22 protein-coding genes are annotated in these 24910 nt (G+C 74.0%); 12 read left to right on the top strand and 10 right to left on the bottom strand.

From position 1 onward, the window contains the following. Nucleotides 1-43 precede the first annotated feature (43 nt). The 4 genes from ACIO1C_RS22710 to ACIO1C_RS22695 are packed head-to-tail and all read left to right on the top strand — an operon-like array spanning nucleotide 44 to nucleotide 4219. Nucleotides 44-1321 carry an NAD(P)/FAD-dependent oxidoreductase gene (locus ACIO1C_RS22710; RefSeq protein ID WP_401866254.1) on the top strand — a complete coding sequence of 426 codons (1278 nt, stop codon included), beginning with the start codon at nucleotides 44-46 and terminating at the stop codon, nucleotides 1319-1321. After that, on the top strand, nucleotides 1318-2079 hold the full coding sequence (locus ACIO1C_RS22705) for a DUF1365 domain-containing protein (protein WP_401866252.1): 762 nt from the start codon (nucleotides 1318-1320) through the stop codon (nucleotides 2077-2079). The genes ACIO1C_RS22710 and ACIO1C_RS22705 overlap by 4 nt, the downstream gene beginning before the upstream one ends. Before the next feature lie 11 nt (nucleotides 2080-2090). Beyond that, nucleotides 2091-3404, top strand: coding sequence for a class I SAM-dependent methyltransferase (locus ACIO1C_RS22700; protein WP_401866250.1), 1314 nt, complete (start codon nucleotides 2091-2093; stop codon nucleotides 3402-3404). After that, complete coding sequence (locus ACIO1C_RS22695; RefSeq protein WP_401866248.1) at nucleotides 3401-4219, top strand: DUF1295 domain-containing protein; 819 nt, start codon at nucleotides 3401-3403, stop codon at nucleotides 4217-4219. The genes ACIO1C_RS22700 and ACIO1C_RS22695 overlap by 4 nt, the downstream gene beginning before the upstream one ends. A gap of 67 nt (nucleotides 4220-4286) precedes the next feature. Here ACIO1C_RS22695 and ACIO1C_RS22690 read toward each other — a convergent pair whose 3' ends face one another. From ACIO1C_RS22690 to ACIO1C_RS22670, 5 genes are all read right to left on the bottom strand, one after another. Continuing rightward, nucleotides 4287-5642 carry a cryptochrome/photolyase family protein gene (locus ACIO1C_RS22690; RefSeq protein ID WP_401866246.1) on the bottom strand — a complete coding sequence of 452 codons (1356 nt, stop codon included), beginning with the start codon at nucleotides 5640-5642 and terminating at the stop codon, nucleotides 4287-4289. Nucleotides 5643-5654: 12 nt separating this feature from the next. Continuing rightward, nucleotides 5655-6428: an anti-sigma factor domain-containing protein gene (locus ACIO1C_RS22685; RefSeq protein ID WP_401866244.1), complete on the bottom strand. Its 774-nt coding sequence runs from the start codon at nucleotides 6426-6428 to the stop codon at nucleotides 5655-5657. Further along, a complete protein-coding gene (locus ACIO1C_RS22680; RefSeq protein WP_327237426.1) occupies nucleotides 6425-7009 on the bottom strand; it encodes a sigma-70 family RNA polymerase sigma factor in 585 nt (194 codons plus the stop codon). The genes ACIO1C_RS22685 and ACIO1C_RS22680 overlap by 4 nt, the downstream gene beginning before the upstream one ends. 233 nt (nucleotides 7010-7242) lie before the next feature. After that, nucleotides 7243-8085 carry a siderophore-interacting protein gene (locus ACIO1C_RS22675; protein ID WP_401866243.1) on the bottom strand — a complete coding sequence of 281 codons (843 nt, stop codon included), beginning with the start codon at nucleotides 8083-8085 and terminating at the stop codon, nucleotides 7243-7245. Nucleotides 8086-8134: 49 nt separating this feature from the next. Beyond that, nucleotides 8135-9040 (bottom strand): 5'-3' exonuclease H3TH domain-containing protein, encoded by a 906-nt coding sequence (locus ACIO1C_RS22670; RefSeq protein ID WP_401866374.1) that lies wholly within the window; start codon nucleotides 9038-9040, stop codon nucleotides 8135-8137. A 292-nt stretch (nucleotides 9041-9332) separates the two neighbouring features. Here ACIO1C_RS22670 and ACIO1C_RS22665 point away from each other — a divergent pair, with 292 nt between their 5' ends. Both ACIO1C_RS22665 and ACIO1C_RS22660 read left to right on the top strand, forming a co-directional pair. Further along, on the top strand, nucleotides 9333-9881 hold the full coding sequence (locus ACIO1C_RS22665; RefSeq protein ID WP_161312802.1) for a helix-turn-helix domain-containing protein: 549 nt from the start codon (nucleotides 9333-9335) through the stop codon (nucleotides 9879-9881). A 17-nt stretch (nucleotides 9882-9898) separates the two neighbouring features. Further along, nucleotides 9899-10666 carry a helical backbone metal receptor gene (locus ACIO1C_RS22660; protein ID WP_401866241.1) on the top strand — a complete coding sequence of 256 codons (768 nt, stop codon included), beginning with the start codon at nucleotides 9899-9901 and terminating at the stop codon, nucleotides 10664-10666. Here the strand turns inward: ACIO1C_RS22660 and ACIO1C_RS22655 are convergent. After that, nucleotides 10572-11729, bottom strand: coding sequence for a TDT family transporter (locus ACIO1C_RS22655; protein WP_401866239.1), 1158 nt, complete (start codon nucleotides 11727-11729; stop codon nucleotides 10572-10574). The two genes, ACIO1C_RS22660 and ACIO1C_RS22655, sit on opposite strands and share 95 nt — an antisense overlap. A gap of 70 nt (nucleotides 11730-11799) precedes the next feature. Between ACIO1C_RS22655 and ACIO1C_RS22650 the strand changes: the two genes are divergently transcribed. Beyond that, nucleotides 11800-12723, top strand: a complete 924-nt coding sequence (locus ACIO1C_RS22650) for a LysR family transcriptional regulator (RefSeq protein WP_401866237.1) — start codon at nucleotides 11800-11802, stop codon at nucleotides 12721-12723. A 45-nt stretch (nucleotides 12724-12768) separates the two neighbouring features. Here ACIO1C_RS22650 and ACIO1C_RS22645 read toward each other — a convergent pair whose 3' ends face one another. The 3 genes from ACIO1C_RS22645 to ACIO1C_RS22635 form a co-directional block, all read right to left on the bottom strand. After that, nucleotides 12769-13461 (bottom strand): gamma-glutamyl-gamma-aminobutyrate hydrolase family protein, encoded by a 693-nt coding sequence (locus tag ACIO1C_RS22645; protein ID WP_401866235.1) that lies wholly within the window; start codon nucleotides 13459-13461, stop codon nucleotides 12769-12771. A gap of 89 nt (nucleotides 13462-13550) precedes the next feature. Further along, nucleotides 13551-15038, bottom strand: coding sequence for an ethanolamine permease (gene eat / locus ACIO1C_RS22640; protein ID WP_401866233.1), 1488 nt, complete (start codon nucleotides 15036-15038; stop codon nucleotides 13551-13553). Nucleotides 15039-15276: 238 nt separating this feature from the next. Then, complete coding sequence (locus ACIO1C_RS22635; protein ID WP_401866231.1) at nucleotides 15277-16122, bottom strand: FadR/GntR family transcriptional regulator; 846 nt, start codon at nucleotides 16120-16122, stop codon at nucleotides 15277-15279. A gap of 78 nt (nucleotides 16123-16200) precedes the next feature. Here ACIO1C_RS22635 and ACIO1C_RS22630 point away from each other — a divergent pair, with 78 nt between their 5' ends. From ACIO1C_RS22630 to ACIO1C_RS22620, 3 genes are read left to right on the top strand one after another with little or no spacing between them, the layout of a single operon-like run. Continuing rightward, nucleotides 16201-17565 carry a glutamine synthetase family protein gene (locus ACIO1C_RS22630; protein WP_401866229.1) on the top strand — a complete coding sequence of 455 codons (1365 nt, stop codon included), beginning with the start codon at nucleotides 16201-16203 and terminating at the stop codon, nucleotides 17563-17565. Between the two features lie 56 nt (nucleotides 17566-17621). Beyond that, nucleotides 17622-18992 (top strand): aldehyde dehydrogenase family protein, encoded by a 1371-nt coding sequence (locus ACIO1C_RS22625; RefSeq protein ID WP_401866372.1) that lies wholly within the window; start codon nucleotides 17622-17624, stop codon nucleotides 18990-18992. Between the two features lie 7 nt (nucleotides 18993-18999). Then, nucleotides 19000-19815 carry a 3-oxoacyl-ACP reductase gene (locus ACIO1C_RS22620; protein ID WP_401866227.1) on the top strand — a complete coding sequence of 272 codons (816 nt, stop codon included), beginning with the start codon at nucleotides 19000-19002 and terminating at the stop codon, nucleotides 19813-19815. A 47-nt stretch (nucleotides 19816-19862) separates the two neighbouring features. Here ACIO1C_RS22620 and ACIO1C_RS22615 read toward each other — a convergent pair whose 3' ends face one another. Continuing rightward, the gene (locus tag ACIO1C_RS22615; RefSeq protein ID WP_401866225.1) at nucleotides 19863-21065 is read right to left on the bottom strand and encodes an amino acid deaminase/aldolase; all 1203 of its coding nucleotides are present in this window, start codon (nucleotides 21063-21065) and stop codon (nucleotides 19863-19865) included. A 1483-nt stretch (nucleotides 21066-22548) separates the two neighbouring features. Between ACIO1C_RS22615 and ACIO1C_RS22610 the strand changes: the two genes are divergently transcribed. Continuing rightward, nucleotides 22549-23430: a hypothetical protein gene (locus ACIO1C_RS22610; protein ID WP_401866223.1), complete on the top strand. Its 882-nt coding sequence runs from the start codon at nucleotides 22549-22551 to the stop codon at nucleotides 23428-23430. Then, a complete protein-coding gene (gene mycP / locus ACIO1C_RS22605; RefSeq protein ID WP_401866222.1) occupies nucleotides 23427-24791 on the top strand; it encodes a type VII secretion-associated serine protease mycosin in 1365 nt (454 codons plus the stop codon). Before ACIO1C_RS22610 ends, mycP begins: the two co-directional genes overlap by 4 nt. Nucleotides 24792-24910 lie beyond the last annotated feature (119 nt).

The raw sequence follows: 24910 nt of genomic DNA, 5'->3' as shown, positions 1-24910 counted from the left end.
GTGTGCGCCGAGCACCCCGGACGGCCCCGGGGCGAGGAGTGGCATGAGCGGTGACCAGCGCCGGCGTACGGCGGTGATCGGCGGCGGGATCGCGGGGCTGACGGCCGCGTACGTCCTGCGGCGCGCGCACGACGTGGTGGTGTACGAGGCGGACGACCGGCTCGGCGGGCACGCCCACACTCACGACGTCCCGTCCGCCGACGGCCGCGTGCACCACGTCGACTCCGGCTTCATCGTGCACAACGAGCGGACCTACCCGTACCTCCTGCGGCTCTTCGTCGAACTGGGCGTCGCCACGCAGGAGTCGGAGATGAGCATGTCCGTACGGTGCGACGGGTGCGGGCTCGAATACGCCGGCGCCCTCGGCCCCGCCGGGGTGTTCGCCCAGCCGCGCAACGCCCTCAGCCCCCGCTACCTGCGCCTGCTCACCGAGGTGCCGGTCTTCCACCGCCGGGCCCGCCGGCTGATCGAGTCGACCGCCGGCACCGAAGCCACCCCGACCCTGGGGGAGTTCCTCGCCGAGGGGCGCTTCTCGCCCTACTTCGTCTCGCACTTCATGACCCCGCTCGTCTCCTGCGTCTGGTCCTGCGACGCGGCGACGGCGATGCGCTACCCCGCCCGCTACCTGTTCCGCTTCCTGGCGCACCACGGCCTGCTGTCGGTCGGCGGCTCGCCCAAGTGGCGGACCGTGACCGGCGGTTCGCGTGTGTACGTGGACCGGCTGGCCAAGCAGCTCGCCGCCGCCCGCACCACCACTCCGGTACGGGCCGTGCGGCGCCTCGCCGACGGGGTCGAGATCACCGCCGAGGACGGGGACGTGCGGCGGTACGACTCCGTCGTCGTCGCCGTCCACCCCGACGAGGCACTGCGGCTGCTGGCCGACGCCACCGACGACGAGCGCCAGGTCCTGGGCGCGTTCCGGTACTCACGCAACCCCACCCAACTGCACACCGACACCGGTGTGCTGCCGCGCGCCCGGGGCGCCCGCGCCTCCTGGAACTACCTGATGCCGTCCTGCGACGCCGACTCCGGAGCCGTACGGGTCAGCTACGACATGAGCCGCCTCCAGCGCCTCGACGCCCCCGAGACGTACGTCGTCACCCTGAACGGCGCCGACCACGTGGACCAGGAGCGGGTGATCGCCCGCATGGTGTACGAACACCCCGTCTACACACCGGAGTCGGTGACCGCGCAGGGGAGGCTGCCCGCGCTGAGCGGCCCGGTCACCGCGTTCGCCGGGGCGTACCACGGGTGGGGATTCCACGAGGACGGCTGCCGCTCCGGGGTCCTGGCCGCCGCCGCGCTCGGGGTGACGTGGTGAGCGCCGCCCCGGGGCCGGGCGCCGCGCCCGTAGCCCCGCCCGCGCTCTACACCTGCCGGATCAGCCACGTACGGACCGCGCCCCGCCGCTACGCGCTGCGCCACCGGACGTACATGTGGCTGATCGACCCGGACCACCCGCCGCGCCTGCCACGGGTGTTGCGCCCGCTCGCCCGCTTCGACAGCCGCGACCACTTCGGCGGCGGCCGGCCGACGATCCGCGCGGGCCTGGAGGCGTTCCTCGCCGCCCAGGGGGTCGAACTGGCCGGCGGGCGCGTGACGATGCTCGCCCACGCCCGGGTCCTCGGGTACGTCTTCAACCCGCTGAGCCTCTACTGGTGCCACGGCCCCGGCGGCGAACTGCGGTGTGTCGTGGCCGAGGTGCACAACACGTACGGCGAACGCCACTGCTACCTGCTGCGTCCCGACGCCGACGGGCGCGCCGAGGCCGCCAAGGAGCTGTACGTCTCGCCGTTCTTCCCCGTCGACGGCGGCTACTCGATGCGGCTGCCGGAGCCGGACGGCCGGCTGAGCCTGACGGTCCATCTGAACCGGTCCGGGGGAAGGCCGTTCACCGCGACCGTGCACGGCGAGCGCCGCCCCGCGACGGTCCTGACCCTGCTGCGTCTCGCGGTGCGCCACCCGTGGTCCACCGCCGTCGTCTCCGCCGCGATCCGTCTGCACGGCATCCGGCTGTATCTGCGCGGGCTGCCCGTGCGTCCCCGTCCCCATCACCGTGCCCAGGAGGGCGTGAAGTGAGTCTGTCCTCAATGACCTCGTCATCTTCGTCAGCGGCGTCTTCGTCCTCACCGTCGGCCCCGGCCACCGTCTTGCCGGATCGGGCGCCACACGCCGTCGACGAGCGCCGCTGGCCCGACGTGGCCCGTACGCCCCGTACCTCGCGCGTCCGCACCGCGGTCGCGGAACGGATCGTCCGCCGCGCCCTCGGCCAACTGCCCCTGCGCGTACGGGTCGGCGCCACGGAGACGCTCGGGCTGGGCGGCCCGCTGCTGGAGGTACGGGACCCGGCGGCGTTCTTCCGCAGGATCGGCGCCGACGGGCTGATCGGCTTCGGCGAGTCGTACATGGCGGGGGAGTGGGAGGCACCGGACCTGGTCGGGGCGCTCACCGTACTGGCCGAGCGAGCCGCGCACCTGATCCCCGCCCCGCTCCAACGGCTGCGCTCCGTATGGGCGTCGAAGCAGCCGGACGCCCAGCGCAACACCCCCGAGGGCTCGCGCGACAACATCAGCCGTCACTACGACCTGTCGAACGACCTCTTCGCGCTGTTCCTGGACGAGACCCTCTCGTACTCCTCCGCCCTCTTCCGCAGCTTCCCCGCCGACCGGTCCCTGCTGGCCGCCGCGCAGCGCCGCAAGATCGACCGGCTGCTCGACCGGGCCGGCGTCGGACTGGGCACGCAGCTGCTGGAGATCGGCACCGGCTGGGGCGAGTTGGCGATCCGGGCGGCCGAGCGCGGCGCCCGTGTGATCACCGTGACCCTCTCGGCGGAACAGCGGGACCTGGCCCGGGCCCGGATCAGGGCGGCGGGGTACGAGGAGAACGTCACCGTCCTCCTGCGGGACTACCGGCGGGTGATGGGCACGTTCGACGCCGTGGTCAGCGTGGAGATGGTCGAGGCCGTCGGCGCGGAGTTCTGGCCCGAGTACTTCCGGACGCTGGACCGGCTGCTGGCGCCGGGCGGGCGGATCGCCCTCCAGGCGATCACCATGCCGCACGACCGCATGCTCGCGACCCGGGACACCTTCACCTGGATCCAGAAGTACGTCTTCCCCGGCGGTTTCCTGCCGTCGGTCGAGGCGATCGAGCAGATCACCGCCGAACACACCGCCCTGCGGGTCACCGACCGGGACGGTTTCGGACCGCACTACGAGCAGACGCTCCGGCTCTGGCGCGAACGCTTCACGGAACAGGCCGCGCAGGTCGAGGCGCTCGGCTTCGACGAGACGTTCCGGCGGATGTGGACCTTCTACCTGGCCTACTCCGAGGCGGGCTTCCGCTCCGGCTACCTGGATGTGCAGCAGATGGTGCTGACGAGGCCCGGGGAGGGGGACACCGTATGAACGGCGGCTACCCGTGGGCGGAGTTCGGCCGGGGCATCGGGTACGCGGCGGCCGCCGCCCTCGCCGTCATGCTGCTGACCTTCGCGATCGCCGTGGTCAAGGGCCTGCACCGGATCGTCGACGTCGCCTGGGGCCTCGCCTTCGCCGCCGTCGCGGTCGTCTCGTACGCCGCGTCGGCGGGGGAGGGGGACAGCGCGCGGCGGCTGGCCGTGACCGTACTGACCGCGGTCTGGGGGCTGCGGCTGGCGGCCCACATCGCGGCGCGCGGGAGGGGCCATGGGGAGGACGAGCGGTACGAGAAGATGCTGGCCAAGGCCCCCGGCCACCGGAACCTCTACGCCCTGCGCATGGTCTACCTCCTCCAGGGCGCCCTCGTGGTGCTGGTCTCGCTGCCGGTGCAGGCGGCGCAGTACGTCCGGGGCCCGGTCGGCCCGGTCGCGTACGCGGGAGCCGTCCTCTGGCTGACCGGGCTGTTCTTCGAGGCGGTGGGGGACCACCAGCTGGCCCGCTTCAAGTCCGACCCCGCCCACCGGGGCCGCCTCATGGACCGCGGCCTGTGGAGCTGGACCCGCCACCCCAACTACTTCGGGGACTTCTGCGTCTGGTGGGGCCTGTTCCTCTTCGTCTGCGACAACCCGGCGGTGGCCGCGGCGACAGTGGCCGGCCCGCTGGTGATGAGCTACCTGCTGATCAACGGCAGCGGAAAACGCCTCCTGGAACGCCACATGGCGGACCGCCCGGGATACCCCGAATACCGCGCCAGAACAAGCGGCTTCTTCCCCCGCCCACCGCGTGGGGGCGCGGGGCGGGGTTGAGGGTGGCACCACACGGGGGCGCCCGGCCGGCTGGGAGGCCGGCCGGGCGCCCCCGGGGTTCCGCCCGCTACCCCCGTGCGCGGGCGAAGCGGTCGCGGCCCTCCGCGAGGTCCACGATCGGTTCCGGGTAGGCGAGTTGGGCGCGGTCCTCGGGTGGCAGGAGCCAGGGGCGGTGTACCGCGCCGCCCGCCAGGTCCGCCAACTCCGGGACCCAGCGGCGGACATAGTCGCCCTTCGGGTCGAACCGGGCCGCCTGGGTCAGGGGGTTGAGGACCCGGCCCGGCCTGGTGTCCGTTCCCGTGCCCGCCGCCCACTGCCAGTTCAGCTGGTTGTTGGCCAGGTCCCCGTCCACCAGCAGGTCCAGGAAGTGGCGGGCGCCGACACGCCAGTCCACGTACAGGGTCTTGGTCAGGAAGCTCGCCACCAGCAGCCGCCCCCGGTTGTGCATCCAGCCCTCGTGGGCCAGTTGGCGCATCGCCGCGTCCACGACCGGGTATCCCGTACGGCCCTCCCGCCAGGCGGCGATCTCCTGCCGGTCCGAACGCCAGCTGTCCCCGCGCGGGCGGTAGTCCGACCAGGACACCTCGGGGCGGGCCGCGAGCACCTGGTGGTGGAAGTCCCGCCAGGCCAGCTGCCGTACGAACGCCTCGGCGCCCGCGCCCGGCCTCTCCCGTGCCCGGTGGACGGCCTCCACCGGGGAGAGACAGCCGAAGTGCAGGTACGGCGAGAGCCGGGACGTGGCGTCGCCCGGCAGGTCGTCGTGGCGGTCCTCGTACGCCTCGATGCCGCTCGCCAGCCACGCGCTGAGCCGCTTGCGCGCCACGCTCTCGCCGCCCTCGGGGAGACCGGGGGACACCCGGCCGACGTCCGCGCGCCGCGGCAGCGGATCGCTCGCGATGTCCGGGACCCGTACGGTCCGGGGTGCGGCGAGCACCTCGCGCAGCCGCGTCTCCGACCAGCGGCGGAAGTACGGGGTGAAGACGGCGAAGGCGTCACCGCCCGCCGGGGTGATCTGACCGGGCGGCAGGGCGGTGACCACGGCGTCGTGCACGTCCAGCGCGCAGCCGACGCCCCGCAGCGCCGTACGCAGCCGCTCCTCGCGGGCCGTCGCGTACCGGCTCACCCCCGCCGCGACATGGACCCGCCGGGCGCCGGACTCCCGGACCACCCGGGAGACCTGCTCGACCACGTCCCCCGTACGGACGACCAGCCGGCCGCCGCGTTGACGCAGACCCGCGTCCAGCGAGCCCAGGCAGTCGGCGAGGAAGGCCAGCCGGTTCGGCGCGTCGAAGCCCGCCGCCCGCACCCCCTCGTCCCGTACGAACAGGGGCACCACCTGGTCCGTGCCGCGCAGGGCGGCGCGGAGCACCGGCTGGTCGTGCACCCGCAGGTCGGAGGTGAAGAGCACCACCGCAACACTCATGGACGTGCGTCCTTACGCGCTCGGGAAGGCCATCACGGCCAGGGGGTCGGTGGTGGGTGCCACCGATCCGCCGGCCGGTTCCACCGTGATCCCCATCCCGGAGGCCGAGCCGACGGACCCGGCCATCAGTACCGCATCGGAGCCCGCCGACGGGTGCAACAGGCCCGCGGCGCGCATCTTTCCGCCGTCGTCGTACCAGAGCTGGTAGACCTTCCCGGCGGGCGTCCTCGGCAGACCGGACGCCACGAACACGGCCCGGTCCCGGTCGCGGGAGACCACGACGGTGCCGGTCGCGCCGTCCGCCAGCCTTCCCGTGCTGACCTTGGCGTCCGGCGCGGCGAGGACGGCGGCCAGCGACTCCGACCGCTGCTGGGCCCGGTTGTCGGTCGCCTCGGCCCGCTGCCGGGCGTCCCGTGCCTCCTGGTGCTGCCACACCGCGATCCCGCCGAACCCGACGGCGGCGGCCAGGCACGCGGCCAGGACGAAGCGGGACAGCGCGCGCCCGCGGGCCGCGCCGCCGCCTCCGCCGCCCCGGGTGTGGGGGGCGACCTTGGGCGGGTCCTGGCGTTCGGTGGCGATCCGGCGCAGCACCTGCTCCTTGAGCGCCGGGGGCGGGACCACCGTCACGGCCCGGCCCAACCGGGCCGCCGTGGCGGCCAGTTCACGTACCTCCTGGGCACACGCCGGGCAGACCTCCAGATGCCGTTCGAACGCGGCCTCCTCGTCGCCCGCCAGCGCGTGCAGCGCGTAGGCGCCGGTCAGCGTGTGCAGATCCGCGGTGGTCATGCGCTCACCCCCAAGCAGTCGCGCAGGCGGATCAGTCCGTCGCGCAGCCGGGTCTTGACCGTGCCCAGCGGTACGGACAGCAGTTCGGCCACCTCGCGGTAGGCGAGCCCCTGGTAGTACGCCAGCGTCACGGACTGGCGCTGGAGTTCGGTGAGGGTACGCAGGCAGCGGCGCACCTGTTCGCGTTCGAGACCGGCCTCGACCTGCTCGACCACCTCGTCGTACGCCGGGGTCCTGTCCAGCAGCGCGGCCCGGTGCTCGCGGTCGCTGGACGCCTGGGCGGAGCGCACCCGGTCCACCGCCCTGCGGTGGGCGAGGGTCAGGACCCAGGTCATGGCGGAGCCCCGGGCGGGGCGGAAGCGCGGGGCGGTACGCCAGACCTCCAGGAGCACCTCCTGGGCGACCTCCTCGGACTGGGCCGGATCGCGCAGGACGGAGCGGACGAGGCCGAGGACGGGCCCGCAGACCTGGTCGTACACGCGGGAGAAGGCCTCCTGGTCGCCCCGGGCGACCTGCCCCAGCAACTCCTGAAGGTCGGGCCCCGCCGAAGCGGGTCCGCCGATGTGTACTGCTTCCTTCACGCGGCGTCCTCCACGATGCGTCCGGGCGGGGGTTCGACGAGGGTTCGGAGCGGTGGCCCCGGCGGATTGGTCCGGGGGCCACTTTCGTCGAATTTCTTTTCCCGCGTGACGCGGAGGCGGCTTGCTGTGCCGGGGTGGCTGGATGCCGGGGTGCCGGGATGGCGGCTCGTTGGGCCGGGATGGCGGCTTGTGACCCGGGGTGCCCAGGTGGCGGCTAACGACGCCACAGCCGCTCAGGACGCGCTTTCCTGCTCCCGCTCCACCTGCTCGTTCCACTCCCGCTTGGCCGCGCGCCACGCCTCGTCGCTCTGGCCGAGCCGCCAGTACCCCGAGATGGAGAGCCGCTCGCGCGGGATCTCCCGCTCCAGCCGCAGATGGCGGCGCAGCTCCTTCACGAAGCCGGCCTCGCCGTGGACGAAGGCCTGCACGTCCCCGGCGGGGAAGTCCAGCGCCCGTACGGCGGCGACCAGCGCCTCGCCCACCGGCCGGTCCCCGCGGTGCAGCCAGTGGATGCCGGACCCGTCCGGCGTCGCGATCTTCTGCTCCTCCCCGGGGCCCGAGATCTCCACGAAGGCGTGCACGGTCGCGCCCGCCGGGGCCCGCTCCAGCGCCGCGGCGATCGCCGGCAGGGCGCTCTCGTCACCGGCCAGCAGGTGCCAGTCCGCCGCCGGGTCCGGCGCGTACCCGCCACCGGGACCGAGGAAGCGCATCGTCTCGCCGACCCGGGCCCGCGCCGCCCACGGGCCGGCCAGCCCCTCGTCGCCGTGCACCACGAAGTCGACGCTCAGCTCACGGGCCGACGGGTCCCAGGCGCGGACGGTGTACGTACGGGTCGTCGGCCACTGCTCGCGCGGGAACTCCTCCCGGATGCGCTCCACGTCGAACGGTTCCGGGTACGTCACCCCCGCAGGGGCGAACAGCACCTTGACGTAGTGGTCGGTGAACTCGCCGATGTCCAGGCCGTCCAGCCCGTCACCGCCCAGGACGAGGCGCACCATGTGTGGAGTGATCCACTCGGTGCGCACCACCTGTGCCTCACGTGCCTTCGGTGTCCTGCGGGCGGGCTGTGCTGCCACGGCGGTCTCCCCAACTGTTGCGTTGCTTAGGCTTACCTAAGCTAACACCTCAGCGCTGGAGCGCCAGGAGAAGCCGCCGCAGGGCGCCGCCCAGCCCCCACCGCTCGGCCAGCTCGTCCAGGGTCTCCGGATGCAGTGGCTCGGAGGGCAGTACGGGGTCGAAGTCCGGCAGGGGGACGTCCCGCGCGACCCGCACCACGACCGGGGCCACCGCCACGTACTCCCGGGCCTCGTCGAGCCGCTTGCGCTGCGACGGAGTCAGCTTCGACCGGGGGTCGGCGACCGCCGCCATGATGCCCGCCAGGTCTCCGTACGCGTCGATCAGCTTGGCCGCCGTCTTCTCGCCGATGCCCGGCACGCCCGGCAGCCCGTCGCTCGGGTCGCCGCGCAGGAGGGCGAGGTTCACATAGCCCGCCCCGTCCACCCCGTACTTCTCGCGCAGCGCCGCCTCGTCCGTGAGATGCAGCGAACCGACGCCCTTGAGGGGGTACAGCACGCGGACGCCCCGGGCGTCGTCGATCAGCTGGTAGAGGTCGCGGTCGCCCGTGACGATGTCCACGGGGCCGGCCGCCCGGGTCGCCAGGGTGCCGATCACGTCGTCCGCCTCGTACCCCGCCACGCCGACCCGCGCGATGCCCAGCGCGTCGAGCACCTCCTCGATCACCGGCACCTGCGGCGCCAGGGTGTCGGGGGTCTCCTCCTCGTCGGGCCCCTCCGCGTGCAACTCGGCCACGCGGTGCGCCTTGTACGAGGGGATCAGGTCGACCCGCCACCGCGGCCGCCAGTCCGCGTCCATGCACGCCACCAGGTCGTCGGGATGGTGGTCCTGGACCAGGCGGGCGATGAAGTCCAGCAGTCCCTTCACCGCGTTGACCGGGGTGCCGTCCGGGGCCCGCACGGAGTCGGGGACCCCGAAATAGGCGCGGTAGTAGAGGGAGGCGGTGTCGAGGAGCATCAGGCGTCGCGTCACGTCCCCGATGATGCCGCACGGCACTGACAGTGCTGATCCGGCACGGCAGAGGGGGGCAGAGGGGCTGAGGCACGTACCGGTGCCACGCCCGCACCTTACCGGTGCCACGCGCGCCTTACCGGTGCCACGCCCGTGCCTCACCTGGCGCCGCGTCGTACCGGTACCGCCTTCCGTCTGACGCGCGCATGATGGAGCGAGAGGGGGAACCTCCGGGGACAGCCCTTGTACCGGCGTCAACTCTGAGAGGATGACGGTCCGGTCGGGAGGGAGCCCAGCTATGGACGACAAGGAAGCGCTCAGGGTGGGCGCCGCCGTCCGCAGGAGGCGCAGGTCGCTGGGCCTGACGCTGGCGGCGGTCGCGGCCCGCAGCGGGTTGTCCGTGCCCTTCCTGAGCCAGATCGAGAACGAACGCGCCAGGCCGAGCACCCGCTCCCTGGAGCGGGTGGCCGACGCCCTGGAGACGACGATCCCCAAGCTGCACGCGGCGGCCGACTCCGCGCGGACGGTCGACGTCGTCCGGGCCGGGGACGGCGGCCCCGGGGTCCGCCGGGTGGCGCGCGGCGGGCATCAGCTGCACGCCAAGGAGTACACGGGCGAGCAGGACACCGGGCGGGAGTACCAGCACCGCAACGACGAGGTGATGTACATCGCCGACGGCGCGGCGGAGGTCGAGGCCGAGGGGCGCGCGTACCGCCTGGAGCGCGGCGACACGCTTTATCTGTCCGGTGGGGTACGGCACCGCTGGCGCGCCACGGAGCCGGGCACCCGCATCCTCGTGGTCGCCGTCGCGGAACACATCGACGCGACCGTCGACCCGCCGCGCTGACACGACCAGTGCCACCTGTGACGTCCCCCCGGTCCGTACGCCGGATCGTCTCGCTCGTCCCCTCCCTCACCGAGGCGGTCGCGGTCAGCGCCCCCGGTCTGCTGGTGGGCGCCACGGACTGGTGCGAGCGCCCGGCCGGCCTCGATGTCGTACGGATCGGCGGCACGAAGAACCCCGACGTCGCGGCTGTCGTGGCGCTCCGCCCCGACCTGGTCATCGCCAACGAGGAGGAGAACCGCGCTCCCGACCTGGCCGCCCTGCGCGCCGCCGGGCTCGACGTCATGGTCACCGAGGTCAGGACCCTGGACCAGGCCTTCACCGAGCTGGAACGGGTCCTGCTGACCGGGTGCGGCCTCGCCGCCCCGCCCCGCTGGCTGGACGACGCGCGGGCCGCGTGGGCCGCGCCGCCCCCGGACCCGTACCGGCCGCGCACCGCCGTCATCCCGATCTGGCGCCGTCCGTGGATGGTGCTCGGGCGCGACACCTTCGCGGCAGATCTGCTGGCCCGCCTCGGTGTACGGAACGTCTACGCCGACCACCCCGAGCGCTACCCGCGCGTCCCGCTCGACGAGCTGCGCGCGTCCGGCGCCGACCTGGTGGTCCTGCCCGACGAGCCGTACCGCTTCACCGCCGACGACGGCCCCGAGGCCTTCCCCGGGCTGCCCGCCGCGCTGGTCGACGGACGTTTCCTCACCTGGTACGGGCCGTCCCTGGCCGAGGCGCCGGCGGCCCTGCGGGCAGCGCTCCGTCGAGCAGCCCCCGTACCGTGCCCGCGCAGGCCGTGACCCAGGCCGACACCAGCAGGGCGAACAGCCCCGCCGCCAGCCACTGGAACGCCACCAGGCCGGTCCGGTGCGCCAGTGTCTCCGCGCCGGTCACACAGGTGCCGACCGGGAAGGTGAACGCCCACCAGCCCATCGAGAACGGCATCCCGCGCCGCAGCGCCCGCACCACCAGCGCGGCGGACAGCGCCAGCCACAGCAGCGCGAACCCCATCACGGGCACGCCGTACACCACGGCGAACGCGCCGAGCGCGGGCGGGAGGGAGCCGCCGACCGCCGTCGGCGCCGCGTCCGCGAGCCGGCCCACCGCCGTGGTCGACTGGCCGAGCGGCCCCAGCACCAGGAACATCGCGGGCGTCAGCGCGAGCGGCAGCGGGCCGTGCAGCGTCAGCCGCCCGGCGATCAGCGGCAGCAGCGTGAGCGTGGCGAGGAGGCTCAGCCCGAACATCGCGTAACAGCCCAGCAGCAGCGCCTCCCGGCCCTGCCCGGCCGGCAGACGCGGCACCAGCCCGGCCCCGGCCCCCGCCGCGACCAGGGGCGGGACCACCGGCAGCAGCCAGACCGGCGACACGTCCGCGAGGGTCAGCCGGTGCCGTACGACCATCAGGTACGGGATCGTCACGGCGACCACGAGCCCGAGCACCGTCCCCGCGCCGAACAGCACCCCGTCCACGAGCAGAGCGGCCCGCTGCCCGAGCACGTCACCCCCGACGGCGAGGGTCGCGCCGCCCACCGCCAGCAGCGCCATCGGCAGGCATCCGTAGAAGGGCGCGACCGCCGGGTCCAGCAGATCGGCGCGCGCCGCGTCGCGATGGCGCGCCCAGCGCGTGGCGCGGGCGGCCAGCACGGCGGCGAGCAGCACCGCCGACAGCGCCCACAGCGCGGTGGCGGCGGTCCGCAGGCCCGGTGTCCGCAGGGGGAGGGCGGCCCCGGCGCTCGCCACGACGGCCGTTCCCATGACGGTCGCGTACCAGGCGGGCCCGAGGTGCCGCAGCGCCGACGGGCGGGGGACGTGCGGCTCGGCGGGGGCCGGGGGGCGTACGAGCGGCTGGGCGAGGCTGACCATGTCCTCACCCTGGGGCGGGGGCACCGGCCCCACCAGCCCCTTTGTGCCTATGAGGTCATAAGCTGAACCTATGACCGACGTGGAAGGGCATTCTCTCGCACACCGCGTGCCCGATCTCGGCGCGCTGGAGCTGTTGCTCGCCGTCGCCCGGCTGGGCAGCCTCGGCCGCGCGGCCCGGGAGACGGGCATCAGCCAGCCCGCCGCCAGCGGCCGCGTCCAGGCCATGGAACGGCAGCTCGGGGTGGCGCTGCTGGACCGCTCGCCGCGCGGCTCCCGGCTCACCGACGCGGGGATCCTCGTCACGGAGTGGGCGCGGCGGGTCGTGGAATCGGCGGAGGCCTTCGACGCGGGGGCGCGGGCGCTGCGGGCCCGCCAGGACTCCCGGCTGCGGGTCGCCGCCAGCATGACCATCGCCGAGTACCTGCTGCCGGGCTGGCTGATCGCGCTGCACCGGGCCCGTCCCGGCACGGCTGTCTCCCTGTACGCGGGGAACTCCGACAGCGTCGGGGCGCGTGTCCTCGCCCACGACGCGGATCTCGGCTTCGTCGAGGGCCCGACCGTACCGGCGGGGCTCGACGCCACCGTCATCGGGCACGACCGGCTGGTCGTGGTCGCGGCGCCGGGCCACCCCTGGGCCCGCCGCCGCGCTCCGCTCGACCCCGCCGAACTCGCCGCCACCGGCTTGATCCTGCGGGAACCGGGATCCGGCAACCGCCAGGTGCTGGACGCCGCCCTCGCCCCGTACGGAGGTCCCGCCGCGCCCCTGCTGGAGCTGGCGTCCACCACCGCGCTCAAGGCCGCCGTGATGGGCGGGGTGGGGCCGTGTGTGCTGAGCGAACTCGCGGTGGTGGAGGAGCTGGCGGCCCGCCGCCTGGTCGCCGTGCCGGTGACCGGGATCGGGCTGCGCCGCGAACTGCGGGCCGTCTGGCCGGCGGGCCCACGGCCCACGGGCCCGGCCCGCGACCTCCTGGCGCTGACACGGCGGGCGCCCTGACGGGGGCCGGGTGCCCTGGCGGGCCGGGCGCCGTGCAGGCGTCGTTCAGCCGTCGTCGCCCGCCGCCGCCCGTACCAGGGCCGCCACGACCCGGGTGTCCTCGGCCATCTCCGGATGCCACTGCACGCCCAGCACCCATTGGGGCGGGGCCAGTTCGACCGCCTCGACCGTGCCGTCGGGCGCGAACGCGGAGACCGTCAGGCCGTCCCCGAGCCGGTCGACCGACTGGTGGTGCTGGGTGGGTACGGTCATCTCCTCCGGGACGAGGGACTCGTACAGCGTGCCCGGCACCGGCTTCACCGGATGCGAGCCGAAGGAGCCGACGACCGTCGAGGTGTGCCCCTCCAGGTGCTGGACGAGGGTGCCGCCGACGGCGACGTTCAGCAGTTGCATGCCCCGGCAGATGCCCAGCAGCGGTGTCCCGGACGCCAACGCGGCCTCGATCAGGGCCAGTTCCCACGCGTCCCGCTCCCGGGCCGGCGGGCCGGTGCGCGGATGCGGCTCGGAGCCGTACCGTACGGGCTCCACGTCGGGCCCGCCCGCGATCACCAGCCCGTCCAGCCGGGCCACCACGGAGGCCGCCGAGGCCGGGTCGTCGGGCGGCAGCATCGCCGCGAGGCCGCCCGCGCGCTGGACGAGCCTCGGGTAGCCGACGGGCAGCAGGGCGGCGGGCAGGTCCCAGACGCCCCACCGCGCTGAGTCCTCCAGGTAGGTGCTGACGCCGATGAGCGGCTTCATGGGGGGTCGGTCCTCCGTGGGTCTCTGTGCCGGTGTTGCTTTTTGTTGTGGTGATCCTTGGCGCCGCCCGGTGGGCCCCGTCAGCCCCGTCAGCCCCGTTCCAGTTCCGCCTCCGCCTCGGCCAGCGCCGCGAACTCCTCCTCCGGCGCCGCCGCGACCAGCCGGTGCCGACTGTAGAAGGTGAAGTAGGCGAGGGCGACCGCGTACACGCCCAGGGCGATGAAGGCCGCGTCCTGGTCCACCAGGAACGTCGCGACCAGCGCCGACAGCGCCAGCACGAAGGCGGTGCCGGAGGTGACCATCCCGCCGGGGGTGCGGTACGGGCGGGGCAGGCCCGGCTCGCGGCGGCGCAGCACGAGGTGCGAGAGCGCCATCAGGGCGTACGAGATGGTCGCGCCGAACACCGCCACGTTCAGCATCCGCCCGCCGTCCCCGCTGCCCGCCGCGAGGGCGAAGCCGATCGCGCCGGGGATGAGCAGACCGAGGTACGGCGCCTTGCGGCGGCTGGTGAGCGAGAGGAACCGGGGCAGGTAGCCCGCCCGGGAGAGCGCGAACAGCTGCCGGGAACCGGCGTAGATGAGCGAGAAGAACGAGGCCACCAGACCGGCCAGCCCCGCGTAGTTCACGAACCGGCTCAGCGGGGTCGGCTCCCCGTCGCCCTGGAGCGCGACCACCAGCGGATTGCCCGCGTCCGCGACGGCGGCCGAGCCGCGCGCGCCGGTCGCGGCGAAGAAGGTGATGAGTGCGAGCAGGGCCAGCACCGCCATGGAGATCGACAGGGCCTTCGGCATCGAGCGCACCGGGTCCTTGGCCTCCTCGGCGGCCAGCGGCACCCCTTCCACCCCCAGGAAGAACCACATGCCGAACGGGAACGCCGACCAGATGCCCAGGAGGCCGAACGGCAGCCAGGAGCCCGAGCCGAAGGCGTCCTGGTCGACGGGGATGTCGTTCAGGCCCCCGGAGTCGAACTCGGTGAACGCGCCGACGGCGAAGATCAGCAGCGCCGCGACGGCGACGGCCGTCACCACGAGGCTGAAGCGCAGGGCCTCGCCGACCCCCCACAGGTGGATGCCGATGAAGATCACGAAGCAGGCGAGGTAGACCGGCCAGCCGGCTGTCAGCCCGAAGAGGCCGAGCGACTCCACGTAGTCGCCGATGAAGAGGGCGATCGCGGCGGGCGCCAGGATGTACTCGATGAGGATCGCCGTACCGGTCAGGAAGCCGCCCCAGGTGCCGAGCGCGCGCCGGGCGAAGCCGTAACCGCCGCCTGCCGTGGGCAGGATGGCGGAGAGTTCGGCGAGGGCGAAGACGAGACAGGCGTACATCACGCCCATCAGGAGGGTGGCGATGGCGAGACCGCCGAAGCCGCCCTCGGCGAGGCCGAGGTTCCAGCCGGAGAAGTCCCCGGAGACGACGTACGCCACTCCGAGGCCGGTGAGCAGCAGCCAGCCGGCGCTGCCTCGGCGCAGCGTACGGCGGCGCAGGTACTCGGCGTCGTCGGTGCCGGGGCCCTGACCGGCGCCGGGGACGGAATCGGCGGGGGTGGTGGGGACGCGCGAGTCGGTGCCGTCGCTCATGAGCAGCTCCTGCCTCGGTGGTGCCGGGTGAGGGGCAAAGATGTGAGGGCGCAGATGTGAGGGCAAAGATGTGAGGGCAAAGATGTGAGGGCAAAGATGTGAGGGGAAAGGGGTGAGGGGCAAAGGTGTGAGGCCACACCTTTGCGGGCCGTGCGGTCCCGCGCAAGACCCCGGCGTCAACAGGCTGTTACTTCTTGGCGGTGACGGGTGACGGCGGCCTGTGGAGGACGCCCGCCGCTCACGCCAGGAACCCCCGCAGCAGCGCCGCCGTCCCCGCGCAGTGCTCGCGCGTCATCTCGCGGGCGCCGTCCGCGTCCCCGTCGAGCACCGCCCCCACCAGCGCCGTGTGCTGCTGTTGCGAGTGCTCCAAGTTCCGTACGAGCAGCGGGATGCAGTCCAGCAGGTCGTTGACCGTCGCCCGGACGGCCGCGTACTGCGCGGTCAGCGTCGCCGACCCGGACAGCTCGGCCAGGGTCAGGTGCAGCAGGGTGTCCAGTCTGCGGTACTCCGCCAGCGGCGCGTCGTGCGTCGCGGCGAGCGCCGCGCGCAGCCGCTCCGCCCGCTCCCCGTCCAGCCCGTGCGCGGCGCAGAGCCCCGCCGCGCCCACCTCCAGCACCTCGCGGAAGCGCAGGACGTCCTCGATGTCCACGCCGGAAACGCGCCGCCGCAGCTCCTCCTCGGCGCCGCCCGCCGGGGTGTCGGGCCGGGGGCGTACGAACGTACCGCCGTACCGGCCCCGGCGGCTCTCCACCAGGCCCTGGTCCTGGAGCACCTTGAGCACCTCGCGCAGCGTGACCCGGCTGATCCGCAGCCGGTCCGCCAACTCCCGCTCGGCGGGCAGCCGTTCACCGGCCGCCACCAGACCGAGCCGGACGACCTGGAGGATCTGCTCCAGCGCCTCCTCGAAACCGTTGCCGGACCGCACGGGCCGCAGGACCGGGGTCAGCGAGTCCGGGGTCAGCGAGTCCGGGATCGCGCGATGGGAATCGGGAGCCGCCGGTTCGGACTCGCGGCCGGACTCCGGTTCGGACGTCGGTTCGGACCGTGGCTCCAACGGGTCCATCGGCTCGTTCTTCTTCGCCACGGCGCCGTTTCCCCTTCCCAATCAATGGTCTCCAGGAATACCTTATGGCTTCCGGCTGACCGAAGGAGGCTCCATCCCGTGGCAGACCGCACACCCCCGCTGAGCGTCGAGGAACTGCGCGTCCTGGTCGAGAGCGGCGAGATCGACACGGTCGTCCTGGCCTTCCCCGACATGCAGGGGCGGCTCCAGGGCAAGCGGTTCGCCGCGCCCTTCTTCCTCCAAGAGGTCCTGGAACACGGCACCGAGGGCTGCAACTACCTCCTCGCCGTCGACACGGAGATGAACACCGTCGACGGCTACGCGATGTCCTCCTGGGACCGCGGCTACGGTGACTTCGCGATGCACCCCGACTTCTCCACCCTGCGCCGCGTCCCCTGGAACGCGGGTACGGCGATGCTCCTCGCCGACCTCGCCTGGAACGACGGTTCCCCCGTCGTCGCCGCGCCCCGCCAGATCCTCCGCCGCCAGCTGGAGCGCCTGGCCGAGCGCGGCTTCACCGCGCACGTGGGCACGGAGCTGGAGTTCATCGTCTTCAAGGACACGTACGAGCAGGCCTGGGACAGCGGGTACAAGGGCCTGACCCCCGCCAACCAGTACAACATCGACTACTCCGTCCTCGGCACCGGCCGGATCGAGCCGCTGCTGCGCCGAATCCGCAACGACATGACGGCCGCCGGGCTGGTGGTGGAGTCGGCCAAGGGCGAGTGCAACCCGGGGCAGCACGAGATCGTATTCAAGTACGACGAAGCGCTCGTCACCTGTGACCAGCACGCCGTCTACAAGACCGGCGCCAAGGAGATCGCCTCGCAGGAGGGCGTCTCGCTGACGTTCATGGCCAAGTACAACGAGCGCGAGGGCAACTCCTGCCACATCCACCTCTCGCTCCAGGACGAGCACGGCGCCAACGCCATGGCCGGGGACGGCCCCGGCGGGATGTCGGACGTCATGCGGCACTTCCTCGCGGGCCAGCTCGCCGCGCTGCGTGACTTCTCCCTGCTGTACGCGCCGAACATCAACTCGTACAAACGCTTCCAGCCCGGATCCTTCGCCCCGACCGCCGTCGCCTGGGGCGTCGACAACCGCACCTGCGCGCTGCGCGTCGTCGGCCACGGCCGCTCGCTGCGCTTCGAGAACCGGCTGCCGGGCGGGGACGTCAACCCGCACCTCGCCGTCGCGGGCCTCGTCGCCGCCGGGCTGTACGGCATCGAGCACGGGCTGGACCTCCCCGAGGCGTGCACCGGCAACGCCTACACCGCCGACTACGCGCACGTCCCGACCTCTCTGCGCGAGGCGGCCGAACTGTGGGAGAACAGCCCCATCGCCCGGGCGGCCTTCGGCGACGAGGTCGTGGCCCACTACCGCAACATGGCGCGGGTCGAGGTCGAGGCCTACGACGCCGCGGTGACCGACTGGGAGCTGCGCCGCTCCTTCGAACGCCTGTGAGGAACGACGTGCCCGAGCAGCACCCCACCGAACACCGGTACCACCCGGCCGACCACCTGCGGCACCCCACCGAACACCACATCCTGAACCCCGCCACCGGCGAGGTCGTGACCACGGTGGCGGCGACCACCCTGGAGCAGGTCGACACCGCGGTCGTACGGGCCACCGTCGCGCAGGCCCGCTGGGCCGCCGCGGCCCCCGCCGACCGCGCGCGGCTGCTGCGCCGCTTCGCCGCCGCGGTCGACGCCCACACCGAGGAACTGGCCCTCCTGGAGGTCACCGAGGCCGGCCACACCATCGGTAACGCCCGCTGGGAGGCCGGCAACGTCCGCGACCTCCTCGACTACTCCGCCGGGGGAGTCGAACGGCTGACGGGACGTCAGATCCCGGTCGCCGGCGGCCTCGACATCACTTTGCTCGAACCCCTCGGCGTGGTCGGCGTCATCGCCCCCTGGAACTTCCCGATGCCCATCGCCGCCTGGGGCGCCGCCCCGGCGCTCGCGGCCGGCAACGCCGTCCTGCTCAAGCCGGCGGAGACCACCCCGCTCACCGCGCTGCGCCTGGCCGAACTCGCCCTGGAGGCAGGCCTTCCCGAGCACCTCTTCCAGGTCCTGCCCGGCGTGGGCGCCGTCGCGGGCAACGCGCTGGTCGAACACCCGGGCGTCGCCAAGATCGTGTTCACCGGATCCACCCGGATCGGCAAGCAGATCATGGCCAGGAGCGCCGGCCTGGTGAAGCGCCTGACACTCGAACTCGGCGGCAAGAGCCCGAACATCGTCTTCGCCGACTCCGATCTCGCCCTCGCGGCCGCCACCGCCCCGATGGCGTTCCTCGACAACAGCGGCCAGGACTGCTGCGCCCGTACCCGCATCCTCGTCCAGCGGGAGGCCCACGAGCGGTTCCTCGAACTGCTCGCCCCCGCCGTCGAGTCGGTGGTCGTCGGCGACCCCTCCGACGAGAAGACGCAGATGGGCCCGCTCATCTCGGCGGTCCAGCTGGAGCGGGTACGGTCGTACGTCCCCGAAGGCGCCGAGGGCATCCGGGGCAGCGCGCCGGAAGGACCCGGCTTCTGGTTCCCGCCGACCGTCCTCACCGACCAGGACGCCGGCGCCCCGGTCGCGACGGACGAGGTCTTCGGACCGGTCGCCGTCGTGCTGCCCTTCGACGACGAGGAGGACGCCGTCCGGCTGGCCAACGCCACGGACTACGGCCTCGCCGGGTCCATCTGGACCCGGGACGTGGGCCGCGCGCTGCGCGTCTCGCGGGCCGTCGCGGCGGGCAACCTGTCGGTCAACTCCCACAGCAGCGTCCGTTACGGGACGCCGTTCGGCGGCTACAAGCAGTCCGGACTCGGCCGCGAACTGGGCCCCGACGCCCTCGCGGCCTTCACAGAAACCAAGAACGTCTTCATCAGCACGGAGGCCTGAGCCCACCATGACCGACCCCCAGAGCGCCGCCCTGAGCGCCCCGAGCGAAGCGCCCGTCTGCCGGCGCCTGATCGGCCGTACCGCCGTCATCACCGGAGCCGGCAGCGGCATCGGCCTCGCCACCGCGCGCCGCCTGGCCTCCGAGGGCGCGCACATCGTCTGCGGTGACATCGACGAGACGGCGGGCATTGCCGCCGCCGAGCAGTCGGGCGGCACTTTCGTACGGGTCGACGTCACCGACGCCGACGAGGTCGAGACGCTGTTCAGGACGGCGTACGAGACCTACGGCAGCGTCGACATCGCCTTCAACAACGCGGGCATCTCGCCGCCGGAGGACGACTCGATCCTCACCACGGGCCTCGACGCCTGGCGGCGGGTCCAGGAGGTCAACCTGACCTCGGTGTACCTGTGTTGCAAGGCCGCGATCCCCTACATGCGGCGCCAGGGGAAGGGCTCGATCATCAACACCGCCTCGTTCGTGGCCCGGTTGGGCGCGGCGACCTCGCAGATCTCGTACACCGCGTCCAAGGGCGGGGTGTTGGCGATGTCCCGTGAACTGGGCGTGCAGTTCGCCCGTGAGGGGATCCGCGTCAACGCGCTGTGCCCGGGGCCCGTCAACACCCCCTTGCTCCAGGAGCTGTTCGCGAAGGACCCCGAGCGGGCCGCGCGCCGCCTGGTGCACATCCCGCTGGGCCGGTTCGCGGAGGCGGACGAGATCGCGGCGGCGGTCGCGTTCCTGGCGAGCGACGACTCGTCGTTCGTGAACGCGTCGGACTTCCTGGTGGACGGGGGCATTTCGGGGGCGTACGTGACACCGGTGTAGCGGGGCCGGCGGCCGGTCCCGTGCGGGACCGGCCCCTTGTCGTCGCTTCAGAGGAAGGTGAGTCCCTCGCCCCGGTACGTGGGGGCGCTCGCGACCACGCGGTCGTCCTCCACGAGGTGCAACGTGTCGAAGCGCTCGCAGAGTTCGCCGGCCTTCGCGTGCCGGAACCACACCTTGTCGCCGATCAGCAGATCGTCGGCGGCGGAGCCGAGGAGCGGGGTCTGCACCTCGCCGGGGCCTTCCTGCGGGTCGTAGCGCAGGCCTTCCGGCAGGTACGGGACGGGCAGCCGGTCCCGGCCCGCCGCGCCGGACGCGGGGTAACCGCCGCCGAGTACCGTCACCACGCCGACGCCGGGCCTGCGGACGACCGGCAGGGCGAACAGCGCGGCCGGACGGCCGCTGAACGAGGTGTAGTTGTCGAAGAGCCGGGGCTGGTAGAGGCCCGACCCGGCGGCGATCTCGGTGACCGCGTCCTCGGCGGCGGTGTGCTGCACACTGCCGGTGCCACCGCCGTTGACGAACTCCAGGTCGGGCGCGACGGTCCGGACCGCGCGCACCACGGCGGCGCGGCGCTCGGCCAGTTCCTTGCGGGCGGCGGACTGCATGAGCCGCACGGCCCGGGAGCGGAACGGCCGGCCGGCCACGGAGTCGCCGACGCCGGCCACATGACCCTCGTACGCCATCAGGCCGACCAGCCGGAAGCCCGGCCGGCGTACGACGGACCTGGCCAGCTCGGCCAGTTGGGCGGGCTCGCGGAGCGGCGAGCGGAGGGCGCCGATGCGCACGCGGCCGCCCAGCATCCGCAGGGAGGTGTCCAGTTCGAGGCAGACCCTGATCTCCTCGGTGCCGCCGTCGCGGGCCGCGTCGATGAGCTCCAGGTGGGCCGGATCGTCGATCATGACGGTGACGGCGGCGGCGAGCTTGGGATCGGCGGCGAGTTGCGCGTACGCGGCGCGGTCGGCGGACGGGTAGGCGAGGAGGACGTCCTCGAACCCGGCGCGTGCCAGCCACAGTGATTCGGCGAGTGTGAACGACATGATCCCCGCGAAGCCGTCCCGGGCGAGCACCCGTTCGAGCAGCGCCCGGCAGCGCACCGACTTGCTCGCGACCCTGATGGGTTTGCCGCCGGCGCGGCGCAGGAGGTCGTCGGCGTTGGCGTCGAACGCGTCGAGATCGACGAGCGCGAGCGGCGCGTCGAGAGGGGCGGTGGCCCGGTCGTACCGGGCCCGGTCAGTGGCGCGCGGATTCATGCGCCGAGCTTGCCAGACCGGATTACCGATCGGTAGGGGGGATGTTCTGGGCAGAACCCCCCGGGCAGCCCCCCGGGCACCCTCCCAGCACCCCCTCGGCCCGCCTTCCTGTTCCCGCCGGGCCCGCGCCAGCCCGTAGAGTGACGCCCACGCGGCGATGAACGGGCCTGTCCCGCAAGGCCGATCGGCATGCGACCAGCCGCGCACCGGAAGAGGACATGGGGGCCGGATGAGCACCGAGGCACAACGCGCTCCCGTCCCACCGCGCCCACCCCACGCCCCGCCGCCGGTGAACGCACCCCGCATACCACCGACACCACCGCCGCGACCCGACGACCGGACGGCGCCGGAGGCCCCGGCCCCACGCGCGGACGAATCGCCCGCGACCCCGACACGAAAGGCCGCCACGCCACCGTCCCCGGGCCGGCACCCGAGCGCCCCTGAGGGCCCGCCCCCCGGGGCGACGGACGGCGGCCTCCCAGCCCCCAACGTCCGGCGCCCGTCCGGCGCGGAGCGGGGCGAGGGCCCCCACGACACGCGGCTGTCCGCCTCGCAGCCGGGGGCGGCCCAAGTGCCCATATCGCGGACGAGTCCGGGCGCGGGCGCGGCCCCGGTGGGCCGTCCTTCCGGCGACGACGGCGTGCGGCTGTCCGACCCGCAGCGAGGCGCGGCCCACGAGGCCGGACGGCCGTCAGATCTGGGTCTCCGCGCTGCTGCGGACAACAGTTCTTCCGGCCCCGGCGGTGTGCGGCCGTCCGGCCCTCAGCCGGGCGGGGGCCAGGGGGCCAGGACGTCCGCGGGTCCCGGTCCCGGCGTCGTCGCGGACACTCGTTCTGCCCGGCCCGGCCGGCTGCGTCCTGCCGGGCCGCCCCCGTCGTCCGGTCAGGTTCAGGGGCCGGGGCCGGGTGATGCTTCGGGCCCCCAGGGCGGCGGGCACCGCGCGGTGTCCGGCGTGGCTCCCGGTGGTGTGGGAGGCCGCCCTTCCGGGGCCGTACCCGTCCGACCGTCCGGGCCGCCTCCGTCCTCCGCCCCCCGCCCGGCCGGTGCGCAGGGACCGGGACAGCCCGGTGTTTCGGGTGCCCACGGCGCGCACGGGTCCGTGTCCGGTGTGGCTTCCGGTGGGATGGACGGTCGCCTTTCGCGGCCCGAGCGGTCCCGGGCGGGTGGGCCGCCTCCGTTTCCCGGCGAGCGGCGGCAGACGGCTGGTTCTTCACCGGTCGCCGGTGACCACGGGGCGGGCCGGGCCGGGGAATCGCGTTCTCGTGGTGGTCTTGGCGGCGTTCCGCCTGGGGCCGGGTCCGCCCCCGCCGGGACCGGGGCCGATCGTCGCGCGAGCGGCTTCGTGGCGCCGGTGCGGCCCGTGCCGGGGAGCATTCCGCCTCGGCCCAGCCACGCGCCGGACGTCGCGCCCCACCCCGGCCGGGCCGGCTTCGAGGGACGGGCCGCGTTTCCCGGTGAGCGTCACGACTCTCCCGTAGCGGCTGTGGGAGCCGTCCGGCTGCCCCCCGTACCCCCGGACCTGGGCTTCACCCCGCACCACGCCTGGGCAACCGCGCCCCCGCCCGAATCGCCCAGTGAGACGACCACCCGCCTGCGGCCCGTACCGTCCCGCCCTCCCGTCAGGGCAGCCGCCGCGGTCGCCTGTGTGGTGCTCGGCCTCGGGCTCATCGGCGGCGCCGTCACCGGCAGTTGGCTGACCGGGGACTCCGCCGCCGAACCCGTCGTACCCGACGCCTACACCACCGCGCGCGCCCTGTGGCACAGCGTTCCCGTCGACACGCTCTTCCCCCGGACCCTCAAGGGCGACGGCGCCGGGCCCGGCCGCGCGGACCGTACGTGGACGCGCGTCGCCGTCGCGCCGGACAGCGCCTGCGCCGACGCGCTGCCACCGCCCCTCGTCAAAACCCTGCGCCCGGTGGGCTGCACACGCGTGCTGCGTGCCACCTACGCCGACTCCACCGGCAGCAGCCTCACCACCGTCGGGCTGGTCTTCACCGAGGGCGAGGGCCCCGCCCTGACCGCCCTCGAAGCCCGCCTCACCACCGGGCGGCTCGCCGAGCGGACCGATCACATCCCGCACACCTTCTCCGTCGAGGGCACGCCCGCCGCCGGCTTCGGCGAGGGGCAACGCGCCTCCTGGACGCTGGAGGTCGTGGACGGGGTGCCGGTCGTCGGCTACGCCGTCTCCGGCTTCGCCGACGGACGTACGGTCACCGACCCGCAGCCGGCGAAGGCGGCGACCGTCACCGGCGCGAAGACCGCGGCGGCGGAGGCCGGCCTCGGATTCGAGGCGAAGGGGATCGCGACCCGTATCGAACAAGGCCTGCGAACAGCGGCCTCGACGGCAACGGCGGCCCCCCGATGAGGCACCCAACGAACCGGGACACCGCCCGGACGACACCTCGCCCCGGCACACCGCTCACGGCCCGTACGGACCGGGACCCCGCCGCCCCGGCCGCGCCCGGCAGTGGCGCATCGCTCCCGGTCCGCGCGGACCGGGAGACCGCCCAGGCGGCCGGCGCCCCCGCCCCCTGTCGCGCCACCTCCCCCCTGCGCCGCCGTCTCCTCGTCGTCCTCGCCGCCGCCTGCTTCGCCGTTCTCCCCGCCACCCCCGCCCACGCCGACTCGCTCCGGGAACAGCAGTGGGCCCTCGAAGCGCTGCACACCGATCAGGCCTGGCGTACCTCCCAGGGGAACGGCGTCACCGTCGCCGTGCTCGACACCGGTGTCGACGGCAGTCATCCCGACCTGTCCGGACAGGTACTGCCCGGCCGCGACCTCGTCGGCTTCGGCGCGAGCGAGGGTGAACCCGCCTGGGCCCGGCACGGCACCGCCATGGCGGGAATCATCGCCGGTCACGGCCACGGGCCCGACCGCTCCGAGGGCGTCCTCGGCATCGCGCCGCAGGCCAAGATCCTGCCCGTCCGCGTCATCCTCGAAGGCAGCGACCCGGCCCGCGAGAAGGCCCGTACGTCCAAGGGCGGCGCCCTCGCCGAGGGCATCCGCTGGGCCGCCGACAACGGTGCCGACGTCATCAACCTCTCCCTCGGCGACGACAGCAAGTCCGCCCACCCCGAAGCGGCGGAGGACGCGGCCGTCCAGTACGCCCTGGGCAAGGGCGCGGTCGTCGTCGCCTCGGCCGGCAACGGCGGTGAGAAGGGCGACCACATCTCGTACCCCGCGGCCTACCCCGGCGTCATCGCCGTCGCCGCCGTCGACCGCTTCGGCACCCACGCGGCCTTCTCCACCCGCCGCTGGTACGCCACCGTCAGCGCCCCCGGCGTCGACATCGTCATCGCGGACCCCGACCGGAAGTACTACGAAGGCTGGGGCACCAGCGCCGCCGCCGCGTTCGTCTCCGGCGCCGTCGCACTCGTACGCTCCGCACACCCCGACCTCACCCCCGCGCAGATCAAGAAACTCCTCGCCGACACCGCCCGCGACGCCCCCGCGAACGGCCGCGACGACGCGAAGGGATACGGCTTCGTCGATCCCGCCGCCGCCGTCGAGGCCGGCGCGAAGCTGTCCGGTACGGAAACGAAGAGCGGCGCGGGCGGCGGCTACCGGAAGCAGTACTTCGGCAGCGGCCCGGACGTCCCCCGCGAGGACCCCGGCGAGGGCGTGGGCCTCGCCCCGGTCGCCGGGGGAGTGGGCGCGCTGCTGCTGGCAGGCGCGGTGGTGCTGTGGCGGGGCGTCGGAACAAAACGCCCCGGCCGCCCGCGCTGACCCCGGCCGGGCGACTTGGCGCACCGCGCCGAGCGCCAGAGTGCCCCCGCGCTCAGCGCCGGCACGCAGCCCCACCCGCCCCGCTGTCCGGGTCCGGACGAGCCCGCCGACCCGCCACC

The organism is Streptomyces sp. NPDC087420 (assembly GCF_044744165.1).
Taxonomy (GTDB): Bacteria; Actinomycetota; Actinomycetes; order Streptomycetales; family Streptomycetaceae; genus Streptomyces.
The sequence above is the reverse complement of the archived record's forward strand: the minus strand, read 5'-3'. Positions and strand labels throughout refer to the sequence as shown.

Excerpts from the sequence above, each read along its gene's own strand:
- ACIO1C_RS22700 (WP_401866250.1), top strand. The coding sequence starts at position 2,091 with ATGACCTCGTCATCTTCGTCAGCGGCGTCTTCGTCCTCACCGTCGGCC.
- ACIO1C_RS22670 (WP_401866374.1), bottom strand. The coding sequence starts at position 9,040 with ATGCTCCTCGACACCGCCTCCCTCTACTACCGCGCCTATTTCGGGGTC.
- ACIO1C_RS22615 (WP_401866225.1), bottom strand. The coding sequence starts at position 21,065 with ATGAATCCGCGCGCCACTGACCGGGCCCGGTACGACCGGGCCACCGCC.
- ACIO1C_RS22620 (WP_401866227.1), top strand. The coding sequence starts at position 19,000 with ATGACCGACCCCCAGAGCGCCGCCCTGAGCGCCCCGAGCGAAGCGCCC.
- ACIO1C_RS22710 (WP_401866254.1), top strand. The coding sequence starts at position 44 with ATGAGCGGTGACCAGCGCCGGCGTACGGCGGTGATCGGCGGCGGGATC.
- eat (WP_401866233.1), bottom strand. The coding sequence starts at position 15,038 with ATGAGCGACGGCACCGACTCGCGCGTCCCCACCACCCCCGCCGATTCC.
- ACIO1C_RS22650 (WP_401866237.1), top strand. The coding sequence starts at position 11,800 with ATGACCGACGTGGAAGGGCATTCTCTCGCACACCGCGTGCCCGATCTC.
- mycP (WP_401866222.1), top strand. The coding sequence starts at position 23,427 with ATGAGGCACCCAACGAACCGGGACACCGCCCGGACGACACCTCGCCCC.
- ACIO1C_RS22685 (WP_401866244.1), bottom strand. The coding sequence starts at position 6,428 with ATGACCACCGCGGATCTGCACACGCTGACCGGCGCCTACGCGCTGCAC.
- ACIO1C_RS22655 (WP_401866239.1), bottom strand. The coding sequence starts at position 11,729 with ATGGTCAGCCTCGCCCAGCCGCTCGTACGCCCCCCGGCCCCCGCCGAG.
- ACIO1C_RS22645 (WP_401866235.1), bottom strand. The coding sequence starts at position 13,461 with ATGAAGCCGCTCATCGGCGTCAGCACCTACCTGGAGGACTCAGCGCGG.
- ACIO1C_RS22695 (WP_401866248.1), top strand. The coding sequence starts at position 3,401 with ATGAACGGCGGCTACCCGTGGGCGGAGTTCGGCCGGGGCATCGGGTAC.
- ACIO1C_RS22690 (WP_401866246.1), bottom strand. The coding sequence starts at position 5,642 with ATGAGTGTTGCGGTGGTGCTCTTCACCTCCGACCTGCGGGTGCACGAC.
- ACIO1C_RS22665 (WP_161312802.1), top strand. The coding sequence starts at position 9,333 with ATGGACGACAAGGAAGCGCTCAGGGTGGGCGCCGCCGTCCGCAGGAGG.